The 17,005-nt window shown below is 61.4% G+C and carries 12 protein-coding genes; 5 read left to right on the plus strand and 7 right to left on the minus strand.

All coding sequences use genetic code 11. From position 1 onward, the window contains the following. Position 1: 1 nt before the first annotated feature. From AC3WR3_RS16675 to AC3WR3_RS16690, 4 genes are all read right to left on the minus strand, one after another. A complete protein-coding gene (locus AC3WR3_RS16675) occupies positions 2-790 on the minus strand; it encodes an ATP-dependent zinc protease family protein (RefSeq protein ID WP_041204232.1) in 789 nt (262 codons plus the stop codon). A gap of 52 nt (positions 791-842) precedes the next feature. Further along, positions 843-1,820, minus strand: coding sequence for a tRNA 5-methoxyuridine(34)/uridine 5-oxyacetic acid(34) synthase CmoB (gene cmoB, locus AC3WR3_RS16680; RefSeq protein WP_492292413.1), 978 nt, complete (start codon positions 1,818-1,820; stop codon positions 843-845). Then, entirely contained in the window at positions 1,817-2,557 is a 741-nt protein-coding gene (gene cmoA, locus AC3WR3_RS16685) for a carboxy-S-adenosyl-L-methionine synthase CmoA (protein ID WP_205641370.1), read from the minus strand. The genes cmoB and cmoA overlap by 4 nt, the downstream gene beginning before the upstream one ends. A gap of 383 nt (positions 2,558-2,940) precedes the next feature. After that, positions 2,941-3,789, minus strand: a complete 849-nt coding sequence (locus AC3WR3_RS16690) for a DUF72 domain-containing protein (RefSeq protein ID WP_454009736.1) — start codon at positions 3,787-3,789, stop codon at positions 2,941-2,943. Between the two features lie 432 nt (positions 3,790-4,221). On the opposite strand from AC3WR3_RS16690, the gene aspS reads away from it, so the two are divergent. The 3 genes from aspS to AC3WR3_RS16705 all read left to right on the plus strand — a co-directional run bounded on the left by aspS (position 4,222) and on the right by AC3WR3_RS16705 (position 8,740). Beyond that, entirely contained in the window at positions 4,222-6,012 is a 1,791-nt protein-coding gene (gene aspS, locus AC3WR3_RS16695; protein WP_492292415.1) for an aspartate--tRNA ligase, read from the plus strand. Between the two features lie 68 nt (positions 6,013-6,080). Continuing rightward, positions 6,081-6,821, plus strand: coding sequence for a YebC/PmpR family DNA-binding transcriptional regulator (locus AC3WR3_RS16700; RefSeq protein ID WP_005325689.1), 741 nt, complete (start codon positions 6,081-6,083; stop codon positions 6,819-6,821). A 293-nt stretch (positions 6,822-7,114) separates the two neighbouring features. Further along, on the plus strand, positions 7,115-8,740 hold the full coding sequence (locus tag AC3WR3_RS16705) for a phosphoethanolamine transferase (protein ID WP_492292418.1): 1,626 nt from the start codon (positions 7,115-7,117) through the stop codon (positions 8,738-8,740). A 339-nt stretch (positions 8,741-9,079) separates the two neighbouring features. Here AC3WR3_RS16705 and nagC read toward each other — a convergent pair whose 3' ends face one another. From nagC to nagB, 3 genes are read right to left on the minus strand one after another with little or no spacing between them, the layout of a single operon-like run. Then, positions 9,080-10,294, minus strand: coding sequence for a DNA-binding transcriptional regulator NagC (gene nagC, locus AC3WR3_RS16710; protein ID WP_162519201.1), 1,215 nt, complete (start codon positions 10,292-10,294; stop codon positions 9,080-9,082). A 4-nt stretch (positions 10,295-10,298) separates the two neighbouring features. Then, the gene (nagA, locus tag AC3WR3_RS16715; protein WP_202046332.1) at positions 10,299-11,444 is read right to left on the minus strand and encodes an N-acetylglucosamine-6-phosphate deacetylase; all 1,146 of its coding nucleotides are present in this window, start codon (positions 11,442-11,444) and stop codon (positions 10,299-10,301) included. A 9-nt stretch (positions 11,445-11,453) separates the two neighbouring features. Further along, positions 11,454-12,254, minus strand: coding sequence for a glucosamine-6-phosphate deaminase (gene nagB / locus AC3WR3_RS16720; RefSeq protein ID WP_492292421.1), 801 nt, complete (start codon positions 12,252-12,254; stop codon positions 11,454-11,456). A 271-nt stretch (positions 12,255-12,525) separates the two neighbouring features. Here nagB and nagE point away from each other — a divergent pair, with 271 nt between their 5' ends. Together nagE and AC3WR3_RS16730 are read left to right on the plus strand one after the other, a co-directional pair. Continuing rightward, a complete protein-coding gene (gene nagE / locus AC3WR3_RS16725; RefSeq protein ID WP_005325683.1) occupies positions 12,526-13,980 on the plus strand; it encodes an N-acetylglucosamine-specific PTS transporter subunit IIBC in 1,455 nt (484 codons plus the stop codon). A 122-nt stretch (positions 13,981-14,102) separates the two neighbouring features. Further along, positions 14,103-16,766, plus strand: coding sequence for a beta-N-acetylhexosaminidase (locus AC3WR3_RS16730; protein ID WP_492292423.1), 2,664 nt, complete (start codon positions 14,103-14,105; stop codon positions 16,764-16,766). The last annotated feature ends 239 nt before the right edge of the window (positions 16,767-17,005 follow it).

A 17,005-nucleotide genomic window follows, 5' to 3' on the forward strand; every position in this document is an offset into this window, starting at 1 on the left:
ATTATTTTACATCCTTGAGCTTGGGTTTTGGTTGGATATACTCGCGGGCCACGTCGACCACGGCGATGTCTTTCAAGAATTCACGGCCCAGCAGCACGGGGAAGGTCATGTCGCTGCGATCCTTCAGGGTAAATTCGGCCTTCTCCGTCATGTCGCCGATGCGCACTGTGAGGCGCACCACGGGACGGCGGTCGAGGTCGTCGGCAGAGGCCTGACGCACCCGCACGTGACGCACCAGGGGCGCCTCGATCTGGATCTTGTCGTCCATCTCCTGATGGCTCAGGAAGAAGCGCACCCAGTTCTTGCCGTTGCGCTCGAAGATGGTGATCTCCTGGGCGCTGATGGAGGAGGTGGTGGCGCCGGTATCGACCCGTGCCTGGAAGGCATCGTTGGCGGCATCGACCCAGATCCACTCCGCTTCACCCACCAGCAGCTTGCCGTCGACCGTGTGGCCCTGGCTCGGAGCCGGGCACTTCTCGGTGGGAATGGCCATGGGTTTGGGGGGCTCGGGTGGCAGGGTAGCCAGCTTGCTGTCGACTTTCTTCACGGACTCTTTCATGTTGGTGACATCGGTGTTGAGCTGAACCAGCAGGTGCTGTTGCTGCACATACTGCTTCTGTTGCTGTTCCATGGATGTTTGCAGGCGTTGCTCGCTCAACGAGATCTCGTTGCGCAGCTCCGCCAGCGTCAGGGTCGGGACAGGGGGCGCTTTTTCCATACTGACACACCCGCCGAGACTGAGCAGGGAGAGCAGGGTCATTCCTTTTAATTTGCTTTTCATGTCATTCATTTAACTGTGCTTCCTGGAATTGGGTCAGTGTAACTTCCACAGCCGCCATCGGCTAGTCTTTGGCCTTTCTGGCGATCAGTACGGCACGCTTGGGTGCCGGGTATCCTTCGACCGTGAGTGCGGGATCGGTGGGATCCAGATAGTCACTCAGGGACTCGTTAATCATCCAGTCGGTACGACGCTGTTCGTCGGTGCTGGTCATATTCTCGTCCACTATCCGCACGTCCCTGAACCCGCAACGCTCGACCCACAGCTTGAGGGCCGCGCTCGAGGGGATGAACCAGACGTTGCGCATCTTGCCGTAGCGATCGGTGGGCACCAGCACGTCGTTGACACCGCCGTCGATCACTAGCGTCTCCAGCACCAGCTCCCCATCGTCTTTGAGCTGGTTGCGCAGCTGTTCGATGTGCTCGATGGGGGACTTGCGATGATAGAGCACCCCCATGGAGAAGACAGTGTCAAAGGCCCGCAGCTCAGGGAGCTCCTGGATGCCGAGCGGCAGCAGGTGGGCGCGCTGATCGTTGCCGGCGAAGTGGCGAATGGCCTCGAATTGGCAGAGGAAGAGCGGGCTCGGGTCTATGCCGACCGCAAGCTTGGCCCCTTCCCCCACCATGCGCCAGAGGTGGTAGCCGCTGCCGCAGCCCACGTCCAGCACGTAACGCCCTGCGAGCGGGCTGATATGGGGCAGCACCCGATCCCACTTCCAGTCGGAGCGCCACTCGGTGTCGATGTGGATGCCGTGCACGGTAAAAGGCCCCTTGCGCCAGGGCATGAACTGGCGCAGCAGGCTCTCGGTCTTCTTGCGCTCCCCTTCGTTCATGCTCTCAAGGCTGCCGATCTCGACCCGGTTCTTGAGCGCGATCTCGCCAGGGGCGACGACGGGCAGCTTGTTGAGAGCCCGGTTCCAGCGCGGCAGATCCCCGTGCAGGTTGTCGTGCTGCCAGGCGTGCAGCTGGGCGGGCAGGGTGTGCAGCCAGTGGCTCAGCCGGTTCTTGGCGATCAGTTGATAAAAGTTGGCGAAATCGATCATGGCTGGGCGTCGCTTGATTTGATGGCAATCATGGAGCCGAAGTTGAAGCACTGGAACCAGAGATCCTGATGGGTGAAACCGGCGTCCCGCAGGCGGGCACGGTGGATTTCCAGGCTGTCGGTGCGCATCACGTTCTCCAGCGCCGTGCGCTTCTGGCTTATCTCCAGCTCGCTGTAGCCGTTGGCCCGCTTGAAATCGAGGTGCAAGTCGATGAGCAGCGCGTTGACCTGCTCGTCCTCGAAGCGGAACTTCTCGCTCAGGATGAGGATGCCGCCGGGGCGCAGGCCGTCATGGATGCGCGCGATGAGGGCGGCGCGCTTCTCGGGTTCGACGAACTGCAGGGTGAAGTTGAGCACCACCACGGAGGCGTTCTCGATGGCGATGTCGCAGATGTCCGCCTCCACCAGTTCCACCGGCACCTCGGACTTGAAGCCCGAGAGGTGGGCGCGGGCGCGCTCTATCATGGGGTGGGAGAGATCCACCGCCGTGATCTGGCAGCCCGGCTGGTTGACATGACGGCGCATCGCCTGGGTGGCGGCGCCGAGGGAGCAGCCGAGATCGTAGAGGCGGCTCTGGGGCTGGGCGTAGCGGGCGGCCATCATGCCGATGGCGGAGATGATGTTGCTGTAACCCGGCACAGAGCGCTGGATCATGTCGGGGAAGACATCGACGACCTGTTCGTCAAAGCAAAAATCCCCCAATTGGGCGATGGGGGCGGCAAAAATCTGATCGTGCATGCTGGCGCAACCTGACAGCCGGTGCGCGAACCGACTGTGTGTTCAATGGAGTCGTTGGGTGACGCCCGTCCGGGTCGTCACCGGTTTACGAACGGGGTGGCTGGCCTTGAGATCCTTCGGGCCCGCCCTGTTCGCAATGGACCATCATCCTGGTCCTTTATGGGGATGAGCCGTCTGCGGCAGGTGTTGCCATGGACAGCGGTCAGAGCCCTTTCCCGGGAGCCGGACGGTCGCCTGCAACACTGTGCCATGGCGGGCGTCCGGGTCCTTGCTTGGGGCGGTAGTGTAGAGGAAAGGCGGGCGTTTGTCTTGACGCCGAACCCAGTGGGGCCACAAAAAAACGGCTTTTTTTAGCGGTGAAACAGGGGCGGGGAAGGGAGTGGCTAAAAGGGCAGCACGCCCTGGCGCGCGCGATCGTTTTCCCCCGGCCAGGGGGCCATCTCCTGACCGAGCAGCCGACTGACCTGACGGGCCAGTTCGGGGGCCCGGGCGTTGTCGGCGGTATGGATAAAGAGGTAGAGATCCTTCCCCTCTGCCAGCCATTGTTTCCAACGGGGCAACCAGGATGGCAGAAATGGGTAATTGTCCTCGATTTGAGGAAGGCCGATGAGGCGCACCACAGGGCTGTTGGCGGTGGCGAGCAGGTGCACCGGGAGCCTGGGCTTCTTGCCCTGGGCATCGATCATGGCGGCCGTGGTGGCGGGCACCGAGAAGAGCGGCCGGCTGTCGAGCATGATGCGGTTGATGCCCCTGTCCATCAGCAGGCGGTTCAGGGCCCGCTCCGCTTCCCCCTTGGCGAAGAAGTCGGGGTGGCGCACCTCGAGGGCATAGGTGAAATCCGGCGGCAGGCTCTCGAAGAAGGCGGCGAGGCGCGGCAGACCGGCGGGGCCGAAGCGGGCGGGCAGTTGCAGCTTGAGCAGCCCCAGTTGCCCGTGCAGGGGCGCCAGCAGGGCGATGAAGGCCGCCACCTGCCTGCCGGCGCTCACCAGATCGCTCTGGTGGCTGATCTCTTTCGGAAACTTGAAGCTGAAACGAAAGTGGGGCGGCACCGCATCGGCCCAGCGGCGCACCGTGTCCGGGGTGGGGGAGGCGTAGAAGGTGGTGTTGCCCTCCACGGTATTGAACACCCGGGCATAGTGGGCGAGGTGCTCGGCGGGCCTGGCGCCCACCCCCAGCAACTGGCCGGGCCAGGCCGGGTGTGACCACTGGGGCAGACCCAAATAGAGGCTCATGTCGGTTCCTGTCTGCGGATTTATGCTGTTTTGCTCCCCTTTTTGCGCCAGGACAACAAAAAACAGGGCAAAGGAGGCTGCGGGCCATTTTACCCAAATGGGGGTTTTCCTCTATAATGCCAGCCCTTTTGTTTGCCAAATCGTTGTGACTCACGGGGTTGTGCGCCTAAGGTGGCGATGATCTGGGTCACAAGGTTGCCAGACAACGACGCTTGCCGATGTTCTCGCCTCGCGCGTCGACCCCTCGACGGGGCACTCGGCGCGAGCCGGCATTGGCGGCAAGTATCCGGCTCGGGGAGCCGGATGATATGAGACTGATTTCAAACCGGGTAAGAACCAGGATCTGGCCAGCTGTGAGACAGACGGTGCTTGCCAGTCGTGCCCGGCGACCCAAGGTGAACCGTCTCTCTACCATTTCGAAGGAAGAAGTCCATGCGCTCTATCTATTGCGGACAGGTCAATGAGGCCCATGCCGGGCAGACCATTACATTGTGCGGTTGGGTCCACCGTCGTCGCGATCTCGGCGGCCTCATCTTTATCGACATGCGCGACCGGGAAGGGATCGTGCAAGTCTTCTTCGACCCGGACAAGCCGGACGCCTTCGCCCTGGCCTCCGAGCTGCGCGGCGAGTTCTGCATCCAGGTGACCGGCGTGGTGCGTACCCGTCCGGACTCCCAGCGCAACAGCGACATGGCCACAGGCGCCATCGAAGTGTTCGCCCACGAGCTCACCATCATCAACCGTGCCGAGCCGCTGCCCCTTGACTTCAACCAGGTCAACAGCGAAGAGATCAGCCTCAAGTATCGCTACCTGGACCTGCGTCGCCCCGAGATGGCCAGGTACCTGAAGACCCGTGCCAAGGCCAGCGCCTTCGTGCGCCGCTTCATGGACGAGCAGGGCTTCCTCGACATCGAGACCCCCATGCTGACCAAGGCGACCCCGGAAGGGGCCCGTGACTACCTGGTGCCGAGCCGGGTGCACAAGGGCAAGTTCTACGCCCTGCCGCAGTCCCCGCAGCTGTTCAAGCAGTTGCTGATGATGTCCGGCTTCGATCGCTACTACCAGATCGTCAAGTGCTTCCGCGATGAAGACCTGCGTGCCGACCGCCAGCCGGAATTCACCCAGATCGACGTGGAGACCTCCTTCATGACCGCGCCCCAGGTGCGTGAAATCATGGAAGAGATGATCCGCAAGCTCTGGCTGCACATCCTGAACGTGGATCTCGGCGACTTCCCCATCATGACCTTCGACGAGGCCATGCGTCGCTTTGGCTCCGACAAGCCGGACCTGCGCCTGCCCATGGAGCTGGTGGATGTGGCCGACCTGCTGACCGCGGTGGAGTTCGCCGTGTTCGCCGGCCCCGCCAACGATCCGAAAGGCCGCGTGGCAGCCCTGAAAGTGCCGGGCGGCGCCGAGCTGTCCCGCAAGCAGATCGACGAGTACACCAAGTTCGTCGGCATCTATGGTGCCAAGGGCCTGGCCTGGATGAAGGTCAACGAAGCCGCTAATGGCATAGAGGGCGTGCAGTCTCCGGTGGCCAAGTTCCTCTCTGACGCCATCGTGCGCGAGATCCTGGCCCGTACCGGCGCCGCCGACGGCGACATCCTCTTCTTCGGCGCCGACTCCAAGAAGGTGGTGTGCGACGCCATGGGCGCCCTGCGCCTGAAGGTGGGCCGCGATCTGGGCCTGGTGGAGAACGTCTGGAAGCCGCTCTGGGTCATCGACTTCCCCATGTTCGAGGAAGATGGCGAAGGTGGCCTGGCTGCCATGCACCACCCCTTCACCGCGCCGAGCAACCTGGGCCCGGACGAGCTCAAGGCCAACCCCCTGGGTGCCTATGCCAACGCCTACGACATGGTGATCAACGGCTACGAAGTGGGGGGCGGCTCTGTGCGTATCCACAACAGCGAGATGCAGTCCACCGTGTTCGACATCCTGGGGATCACCCCGGACGAGCAGCGCCTGAAGTTCGGCTTCCTGCTGGATGCCCTGAAGTACGGTACCCCGCCCCACGCCGGTCTGGCCTTCGGTCTGGACCGCCTCAGCATGCTGCTGACCGGTACCGACAACATCCGGGACGTGATCGCCTTCCCGAAAACCACGGCAGCGGCCTGCCTGATGACGGATGCTCCCAGCTTCGCCAACCAGGCCCAGCTGACCGAGCTGGCCATCGCCACCGTTGCCAAGGCCGATGCCAAGGCCGATGCCAAGGCTGACGCCTGAGAAGATTGAAGAACGGGTCGCCATGCGACCCGTATCCCATTGATTTCACATTATAACGGAGAGTTTTTATGGCAGGTCACAGCAAATGGGCCAACATCAAACACCGCAAGGCGGCGCAAGACGCCAAGCGTGGCAAGATCTTCACCAAGCTGATCCGCGAAATCACCACCTCGGCTCGCCTCGGTGACGCGGATCCCGCCAACAACCCGCGCCTGCGCGCGGCGGTAGCGGCTGCCCTGACCGGCAACATGACCCGTGACACCATCAACCGTGCCATCCAGCGTGGCGCCGGTGGTGGCGATGGCGAGCAGCTCGAGACCATCGTCTACGAAGGTTACGGCCCGGCGGGCTCCGCCGTCATGGTGGAGTGCCTGACCGACAACCGTAACCGCACAGTGGCGGAAGTGCGTCATGCCTTCAGCAAGTGTGGCGGCAACCTGGGCACCGACGGCTCGGTGGCCTACCTGTTCAGCAAGAAGGGTCTGCTGACCTTCGTGGGCGTGGACGAAGATGCCCTGATGGACGCGGCCCTGGAAGCGGGCGCCGATGATGTTGTCACCGAAGAGGATGGCTCCATCGAGGTCTACACCACCCCGAACGATTTCGGCACAGTGCTCGATGGCCTGGAAGCCGCCGGCTTCAAGCCCCAGAGCGCCGAAGTGACCATGATAGCTTCCACCGAAGCCGAGCTGGACGCCGACACCGCCCCCAAGCTGATGCGTCTCATCGACATGCTGGAAGATCTGGACGACGTGCAGGAGGTCTACCACAACGGCTCCATCTCCGACGAAGTGGCTGCGCTGCTCTGATCGCCATCAGAAATAGACACTAGCGGCAGGAGGCACCACAAGGGTGTCACCTCCGACCAGACGGCAGCCTAAGGCTGCCGTTTTTTTATATCTTTGACTCTTCTCTAGCGCCATTTTCTTCGCTGTGCCTCCCTTAATGCCCGCTTAAGTTTGCCTTCCTACTCTCTCCTTGCATCCGGGCCGCTGTGCCCATCACCGCGTTGTCTGCTCGGGAAGAGAGACGGGTGACAGGGATGCCCACAACGGAGCCCCCATGCAGGGTCTCCAGAACACTGGCTTGTCGGAGTATCGTTATGCGTCTCACCCTGGGAGTGATGAAGGTCAACCTGTTGCTGGTGCTGCTGTTTGCACTGGTGTTCAACTGGCCCATTTTCCTGCACTTTTACCGTATTCTCAGCGCCCTCGAGCACGTCAAGGCGGGGTTTGCCCTCTCCATCCCCCTGGTGCTGATTGCCGCTCTCAATGCGGTTTTCCTGCCGTTCACCTTCCGCTATCTGCTCAAGCCCTTCTTCACCTTCCTGATCGTCACCGCCTCCCTGGTCAGCTACGCCATGCTCAAATACGGCATCATCTTCGATGTGGGCATGGTGCAGAACATACTCGAGACCAACAGCGGGGAGGCGAGCTCCTACCTCAATGGTTCAGTGGTGCTCTGGTTCCTGCTGACCGCCGTGCTGCCGGTGCTTGCCCTCTTGTGGCTGAAGATCGAATACCCAACTCCCTGGTACAAGGGGCTGGCCCAGCGTCTGGCGGGTATCGCCCTCTCCCTGCTGTTCCTGGTCGGCGTCGCCGCCCTCTATTACCAGGACTACGCCTCGGTCGGGCGCAACAACCACACCATCGTCAAAGAGATAGTCCCCTCCAACTACGTGCGCGGCCTCTATCGCTACGCCCGGGATATTATCTTCGCCACCCCTGTCCCTTATGAGCCGATAGGCACAGATGCCAGGGTGGTCGCCAGGAGCGACAAGCCGACCCTGATGTTCCTGGTGGTGGGGGAGACGGCCCGCAGCCAGAACTACTCCCTCAACGGTTACCAGAAGCAGACCAACGGTTTCACCATGAAGGAGCCGGATCTGGTCTCCTTCAGGGATGTGCGCTCCTGTGGCACCGCCACCGCGGTCTCGGTGCCCTGCATGTTTTCCAACCTCACGCGCCGTGGTTATGACGAGACCCTGGCCAAGTCCAGGGACGGCCTGCTGGACGTGCTGCAGCACGCCGGTGTCTCCGTGCTGTGGAAGGAGAACGATGGTGGCTGCAAGGGGGTATGCAATCACGTGCCCACCCTGGAGATCGAACCCAAGGCCTTCCCCGAATACTGTGAAGGGGATTCCTGCTATGACGAGGTCTTGCTGCAGGGGCTGGATCGGCAGATCGCCGGGATGAAGGGCAGGCAGGGCAGCAAGCTGGTGGCCTTCCACCTGATGGGCAGCCATGGCCCGACCTACTATCGCCGCTACCCGGCCGCCGATCGCGTCTTCCTGCCGGATTGCCCGCGCAGCGACATCGAGAACTGCAGCAACGAGGAGCTGGTCAACACCTATGACAACACCATCCGCTATACCGACAAGGTGCTGTCCCAACTCATCGCCAAGCTCAAGACCCTGGAGAGCCAGTACAACGTGGGGCTGGTCTACCTGTCGGATCACGGGGAATCTCTCGGCGCGCTGGGGCTCTACCTGCACGGCACTCCCTACAAGTTCGCCCCGGACGATCAGACCCGGGTGCCCTTGCTGACCTGGTTCTCTCCCCAGCTGCAGCGGGATCGCGGGCTCAATCAGGATTGCCTGCGCCAGGAGGCGGACAGCAAGCGCTTCTCCCACGACAACCTGTTCCACTCGATGCTGGGTATCATGGACGTGCAGACCCAGGTCTATGACGGTGCGCTTGATCTGTTCAAGCCGTGTAGGGCGGGGTAGGTCAGGCTAACCGAACGGGGCAACCTGTTGCCCCGCACCATGCTCGGCATCATGGATGTGCAGACCCAGGTCTATGACGGTGCGCTGGATCTGTTCAAGCCGTGCCGAGCTGGGTGAGTCACGACGGGCATCAAAGCAAACGGCAGTCTCTTGCTGCCGTTTGCCTATCGGGAGAGTTGGGAGCAAAAGACCTTCCGTCACCGCGTCCGATTACGCCACTACGCGGCTAATCGAACCTGGGCTCTGTTCAAGCCGTGTAGGGCGGGGTGAACCGGCGAAAGCCGACCATAAAAAACGGCAGCCACTGGCTGCCGTTTTTTATTGATGCAAGGCGCGGCCTTACTTCTGCTCCATGATGATCTGCAGCAGATCCCCTTCCAGCAGGGAGCGCTTCACCAGGGCGAAACCCCCTATGGTGGGCTGGTTCTGGAAGCGCGCCTTCACGATGGGCAGGCCACGGTGGAAGCTTGGCAGGGACTGGTGCTCGACGCAGCGACGGATGGCCGGGATCAGGATCTCCTCGGCGGCGGTGATTTCGCCGGCGATCAGCACCTTCTGGGGGTTGAACAGGTTGACCGTGATGGCGATGGCCCGGCCCAGATGTTCCCCCACGTTCTCGATCACGCTGCGGGCCAGTTCATCCCCCGCCACGGCGGCCTTGCACACCTCCTGGATGGTGATGTGCTTCTCCTGCAGCGAGCTCAGGTGGCCGCGGCTGATGAGCTCCTTCACCTTGTCGACGATGGCCTCGTTGGAGGCGATGGTCTCGAGGCAGCCGAAGTTGCCGCAGTGGCAGCGCTTGCCGAGGGGCTCGACCTGGATGTGACCGATCTCGCCGACGTTGCGGTTATGACCGAGGAACACCTGCCCCTTGGTGATGATGCCGGAGCCGGTGCCCTGGTGCACGCTCACCAGGATGGAGTCCATGCAGTCGCGGGATTCACCGAAGAAGTGCTCAGCCAGCGCCAGGGAGCGGGTGTCGTTGCCCACGTAGCAGGGGAGGTTGAAATGGTGCTCCAGCAGCTTGGCGAGCCCCAGGTTGCGGATCTGGTAGGTGGGGGTATAGATGACCATGCCGGATTCCGGGTTGACCAGGCCCGGCATGGTCAGCGCGATGCTGATGAGGTTGCGACTGCGCTCGGTATTGGCGTCGATGAAGGCGCCAATTTCCCGCAGCAGCATGTCGACCACGGGCTGTTGCTCGATCTCGGTCACCTGGGTGATGTGCTGATCGAGCTCCTTGCCGTCGAGATCATACAGTGAGAGCTGCAGATAGCCGCGGCCAAGCTTGGCGGAGACAAACTGAAAGCGATGCTTGATGGTGGTCAGGGAGATGGCGCGTCGTCCGCCGGTTGACGCCTGGGGCGACGTCTCCCTGATCAGCCCATGCTCGATCAGTTGCCGGGTTATCTTGGTCACGCTGGCCGGGGCCAGCTGACTCAACTCGGCAATTTTGACCCGCGAGATGGGCCCCTGCAGGTCAATGAGTCGATAGACGACGGCACTGTTCACCTGCTTGATAAGATCTACGTTTGCTATTTGTCCGCCAGTCATAGTGTCACTGTGTTGTGTAGTGTCCGTTAACCACGGTCCCGCAGACCGTGAAGGCCTGATCAAAGACGGTGAGGTTGGCAATTTTTCCGACCTGGATACTACCGAGACGTGAGTCCCATCCAATGGCGCGAGCGGGGTAAAGGGTGGCCATTCTCAGTGCTTCATCGAGCGGTAATCCGACCTGTTTGACCAGATTCTCCACCCCTTCAATCATGGTGAGGGCGGAGCCGCCGAGTGTACCATTCTCATCGACGCACTGACCATCGCGGAAATAGACGGTTGCGCCACAAAAATCAAACTGCTCAAAGCCTTCCGGTGCCCCGGCCGCGGCGGTGGCATCGGTGACCAGCACCAGTTTCTCGCCGAGGATCCTGTGTGCCAGGCGCACGTTGGCCCAGTGCACATGGTGACCGTCGACTATGATGCCGGCGTAGACATCCTTGCGATCGTAGATGGCGCCCACCACCCCAGGCTCGCGACCGTTCAGGGTCGGGGTCATGGCGTTGTAGAGGTGGGTGGCAAAGCGCATGCCGTTGTCAAACCCGGCCATGGCCTGGTCATAGCTGGCAGCGGTGTGACCGGCGGAGACCAGGATGCCGGCCTCCACCAGGCGGCGGATGTGCTCCGGCTTGTTGCGCTCCGGCGCCAGGGTGATCTTGGCGATGGCGTCCGCGTTGGCGCAGAAGAAGTCGATCATCTCGTCGACGGGTTGACGGATCTGCTCGGCCGGGTGGATCCCCTTGCGCTTGAGGTTGGTGTAGGGCCCCTCCAGATGGACCCCCAGCACCTCGTTCGGACGGGCGGCCATGTAGTCGCGGGTCACCGCCACCGCCAGCTTCATGTCCGCATCCGGGCTGGTGATCAGGGTCGGCAGGAAGCTGGTGGTACCTGACTTGAGGTTGGCCGCCTGCATGGTGGCCAGGGTCTCGGTGGTGATATGACCGTTGAACATGACACCGCCGCAGCCATTGAGCTGCACGTCGATGAAGCCGGCGCTGAGGTTGGCACCCTTGAGATCAATCTGCTCGATGCCGGCGGGCAGCTCGGCCAGGTGGGAGATGGCGACAATCCTGTCGCCTTCGATCAGTACGCCGTGGCCGGTCAGCACGCAGCTGCCGGTATAGAGGGTGCAATTAGTCAGTGCGTACATGACGGCTCCTTACAGACGGTCGATGTTGGCGGCTTCCAGCTGCTGGAAGTAACGGACCGTCTTGACCTTCAGCTCCATGGTGGAGGGCTCGTCGCACACCATCATGCCCTTGGGATGCAGTTGCAGGGTGGAGATGGTCCACATGTGGTTGACGCAGCCTTCCACCGCGGCCTGCAGGGCCAGGGCTTTGGCGTGACCGGTCACCAGGATCATGATCTCTTCGGCATCCATCAGGGTGCCCACGCCCACGGTCAGCGCCAGCTTGGGCACCTGCTCCATGTCGCCACCGAAGAAGCGGGAGTTGGCGATGCGGGTATCCTCGGTCAGGGTCTTGACCCGGGTACGGGAGGCCAGGGAAGAGGCCGGCTCGTTGAAGGCGATGTGACCGTCGTTGCCGACGCCGCCCATGAAGAGGTTGATCCGGCCGTAGGACTTGATCTTCTCCTCGTAGCGCTTGCACTCGGCCACCAGATCCTCGGCGTTGCCGTTGAGGATGTTGATGTTTTCCGGGCGAATGTCCACGTGGTTGAAGAAGTTGTTGTGCATGAAGCTGTGGTAGCTCTCCGGGTGCTCCTTGGGCAGCCCCACGTACTCGTCCATGTTGAAGGTCACCACGTGCTGGAAGCTCACCTCGCCGGCCTTGTGCAGCTCGATCAGGCGCTTGTAGGTCGTCAGCGGCGTGCCACCGGTGGGCAGGCCCAGTACGAAGGGGCGGTCGGCGGTCGGTTTGAACGCATTGATGCGGTCAACGATGTAACGGGCAGACCAGAGACCCACCTGGCTGGCAGACTTCAACGGGATCAGGCGCATTTTCTATACCTCAGTACGGTTGCCGCACAGGATTGACGGCAAGGGACCAAACACGGATTCAAGTTGTTTTATAGCGTAAATAAAGATTGCGAACTAAGCCACATCTATCCGCTACCTTTATCTCTGTTGAGTGATAATGATCACGAAAGCTGGTTTATTAATTTGCGCAGCGAAATAAAACACATAGACTGCCAATCAAGCCTTGATGGCTTATGCGTCGAACGTGATAAGCACTTAATTTCTAGAAAAACATCAACTAAGGAGAGGAACCGTGAACATTCTCGGTTATTTGCAAAAGATCGGCCGTGCCCTGATGGTGCCGGTAGCGGTATTGCCTGCCGCAGCGATCCTGATGGGGATTGGCTATTGGATTGACCCGAACGGCTGGGGTGGCGAAAGCGCGCTGGCGGCCTTCCTGATCAAGGCGGGTGCCGCCATCATCGACAAGATGGCCATTCTGTTTGCCGTGGGTGTCGCCTATGGCATGTCCAAGGATAAAGACGGTTCCGCCGCGCTGGCCGGTCTGGTCGGTTACCTGGTGGTCACCACCCTGCTGAGCCCGGGTGCGGTCTCTCAGATCCAGCAAATCCCGCTGGACCAGGTCCCTGCCGCCTTCGGCAAGATTGAGAACCAGTTCATCGGTATCTTGACCGGTGTCATCGCGGCCGAGCTGTACAACCGCTTCAGTGGCGTCGAGCTGCACAAGGCCCTGGCCTTCTTCTCCGGCCGTCGTCTGGTGCCGATCGTGACCTCCGTTGTCATGATCGTGGTCTCCTTCATCCTGATGGCCGTCTGGCCCATCATCTATGGTGGCCTGGTCTCCTTCGGTGAATCCATCGTCAGCATGGGCTCCACCGGTGCCGGCATCTACGCCTTCTTCAACCGTCTGCTGATCCCGGTCGGTCTGCACCACGCCCTGAACTCCGTGTTCTGGTTCGACGTGGCCGGCATCAACGACATCCCGAACTTCCTGGGTGGCCAATCCTCCATCGACGCCGGCAAGGCTGTCGTGGGCGTGACCGGCATGTACCAGGCTGGCTTCTTCCCCATCATGATGTTCGGTCTGCCGGGTGCGGCACTGGCCATCTACCACAGCGCGAAGAAAGAGAACAAAGAGAAAGTTGCATCCATCATGATCGCAGCCGCCTTTGCCGCCTTCTTCACCGGGGTGACCGAGCCGCTCGAGTTCTCCTTCATGTTCGTGGCGCCGGTACTGTACGTCATCCACGCCCTGCTGACCGGCCTGTCCGTGTTCATCGCCGCCAGCATGCACTGGATCTCAGGCTTCGGCTTCAGCGCCGGTTTCGTCGATATGTTCATCCAATCGCGCAACCCGCTGGCGACCCAGTGGTACATGCTGCTGGTACAAGGCCTGGTGTTCTTCGGTCTCTACTACGCCATCTTCCGTGCCGTGATCGTCAAGTTCAACCTGAAGACCCCGGGTCGTGAAGATGACGAAGCCGTGCCGGTACAGGCCCAGACCACTGACCGCACCGAGCTGGCTCGCCAGTATCTGGAAGTGCTGGGTGGCCAGGACAACCTGGTGACCATAGATGCCTGCATCACCCGTCTGCGTCTGACCCTGAAAGATCGCAGCATCGTCGACGAGCGCAAGCTCAAAGCCCTGGGCGCGGCCGGTGTGGTCAAGCTCGGTGAGCAGAACCTGCAGGTGATTCTGGGCCCCTTGGCCGAGATCATCGCCGGTGAGATGAAAGCCCTGCGTTAATCGAGCAACCCGCTCACCTCAAGTCTAAGTCCATTGTTGACATAACTAAGGGCCCCGCTTAGGGGCCCCATATAAAAAAAGCCAAGAAAATCCAACCTTTACTTCAAACGAGAGCAGCAGTTATGAACTTGAAACATTCTCTGTTAGCCATTGCCATGTCTACCGTTTGTGCCGCCCAGGTACAGGCAGCCGATGCCGCCAAGCAAGCCGTGGTCGATTCCCTCGCCAGCAACCTGGTCGTCAAGTACGAAGTCGTCACCAACGACGGTGCCGGCGCCGGCCTCGATTGCCAGGCTCTGGGCTCCGAGTGGGCGAGCTGCGGCGTTGCCAAGCTGCACCTGACCAATACCGGTGCCGACGTCACCTCCAAGGACTGGAGCATCTATGTCTCCTCCATCCGCCGCATCCAGCGGGTGGACAACGACCAGTTCACCATCACCCACCTGACCGGCGACCTCTATCGTTTGACGCCAACCGAGAAGTTCCAGGGCTTTGCCAAGGACGCCACGGTCGAAGTGCCCCTGGTGGTGGAGTACTGGGTATTGTTCGAATCTGACATCATGCCGAACTGGTACGTCGCCAGCGAAGGGGCCGAGCCGAAAGTGCTGGCCAGCATGAGCAACATCGACGATGCCACCACCTATGAGAAGCCGATGCCGGCCGACGGCTGGAAGCGCACCAAGGATGACAACAACATCCTGATGAACAGCGAGACCCGTTTTGCCGCCAACCAGACCAGCACCTTGCTGCCTGCCGGCAAGATTGACGACCAGATCCTGCCGACCCCGATGAAGCAGGTGGTCAAGGCCGGTCCTCAGGTCGACTTCTCCACCATCAAGCTCAATGCCCTGGATCTGCCAAGCGATCGCGCCGAGGCCCTGAAGGCTCAACTGACCAAGCTGGGTGTTACCCTCTCCGACACCGGCTACCCAGTGACCATCAAGCTCGGCAGCAAGCTCAAGCAGGCCGAAGGCTACGACATGACCATAGGCGCCAAAGGTACTGTGGTGCAGGGTCATGACATCGACGGGGCCTTCTGGGGCGCCCAGTCCCTGATCTCCCTCTTGGGGGTTGACGACAAGCTGGTGAGCCAGATGAGCGTCGAGGATGCACCGCGCTTCGAATACCGCGGCATGCAGACCGACGTGGCCCGCCACTTCAGAAGCCCGGAGACCATGAAGAAGCTGGTTGACCAGATGTCTGCCATGAAGCTCAACGTGCTGCACCTTGGCCTGACCAACGATGAAGGCTGGCGCATCGAGATCCCGGGCCTGCCGGAGCTGACCGAGGTCGGCAGCCAGCGTTGCCACGACGAGTCCGAAACCAAGTGCCTGATGCCGCAGCTCGGCTCAGGACCCACCAGCGACAACCAGGGTTCCGGCTTCTACAGCAAGTCTGACTACGTGGATCTGGTGCGCTATGCCAAGGCCCGCGGCGTGACCGTGATCCCCGAGATCAACATGCCGGCCCACGCCCGTGCCGCCGTGGTCTCCATGGAGGCACGCTACAAGCGTCTGCTGGCGGAAGGGAAGGAAGCGGAAGCGAACCAGTTCCGTCTGACTGACCCGGATGACACCTCCAACGTCACCTCGGTGCAGTTCTACGACAAGATGTCCTTCATCAACCCCTGCCAGCCGGGTGCCGCCACCTTCGTGGCCAAGGTGATGGATGAAGTGGCCCAGATGCACCAGGCCGCCGGCCAGCCGCTGACCGCCTGGCACTACGGTGGTGACGAGGCGAAGAACATCATGCAGGGCGGCGGCTACCAGGACCCGGCTGTCACCAAGAAAGAGGAGCTGGTGGCCTGGAAGGGCAACGTCGACTCCAGCAAGCAGGACAAGCCGTTCGGCAAGTCCCCCATGTGCCAGAAGATGATCGACGATGGCAAGATCAAGGACGTGGCCGAGCTGCCTGTCCACTTCGCCAAGGAAGTGAGCGAGATGGTCAAGGGCCACGGCTTCTCCACCCTGCAGGCGTGGGAAGATGGTCTGAAGTACGCCACGGACGCCAGCGTGTTCGCCACCGAGAAGACCCGGGTCAACTTCTGGGAAACCCTCTACTGGGGTGGCTTCAACGAGGCGATGAAGTGGGCGCACAAGGGCTACGACGTGGTGCTCTCCAACCCGGACTACCTCTACTTCGACTTCCCGAACGAGGTACACCCGGCCGAGCGCGGCTACTACTGGGCGACCCGCTTCAACGACACCCGCAAGGTGTTCGCCTTCGCCCCGGAAAACCTGCCGCAGAACGCCGAGACCTCGGTTGACCGCGACGGCAACGCCTTCGTGGCCAAGGGTGACCAGGATCCGGTCAAGTTCAAGGGGATCTCCGGTCAGCAGTGGAGCGAGACAGTGCGCACCGACGCTCAGTACGAGTACATGGTCTACCCGCGCATCTTCTCCGTGGCCGAGCGCGCCTGGCACAAGGGTGGCTTCGAGCTCGACTACGTGAAGGGTCGCGAGTTCTCCGGTACCACCAAGCATGTCAACAAGGCCACCCTGAACAAGGAGTGGAACCAGTTCGCCAACCTGCTGGGTCAGCGCGTGCTGCCCAAACTCGACCAGGCCGGTGTGGAATACCGCCTCTCGGTGCCGGGTGCCAAGGTGGTGAACGGCAAGCTGGAAGCGAACGTGGATCTGCCGGGTCTGCCCATCCAGTACAGCCTGGACGGCACCAACTGGACCGCCTATGACGCCGCCGCCAAGCCGAGCGTCAATGGCAAGGTCTGGCTGCGTACCACCAGCTTCGACGGCAAGCGCACCAGCCGCGTCACCGAGCTGAACTGATAGCGTATCGTCACTGACACAGGGCGGGTCGCAAGACCCGCCTTTCCCAAGGCCGATATGTCATCGGGCTTGGGAAAGGTTGACTGTGCGTGTGAACCTTTGTTGTGTGTGTATTGTCTGTTTTTCATCACTTGTGACCCCGCCTCGTGCGGGGCTTTTTTTTGGCTATGTCCCAATTACGTGTTGCATGGGGCGCCCCAGCGCCTCATGCAAGCAACGTGGGATAGTCACCTCCCTTC

The sequence above is a fragment of the Aeromonas sp. EU05-FHT14A05 genome, assembly GCF_058791175.1.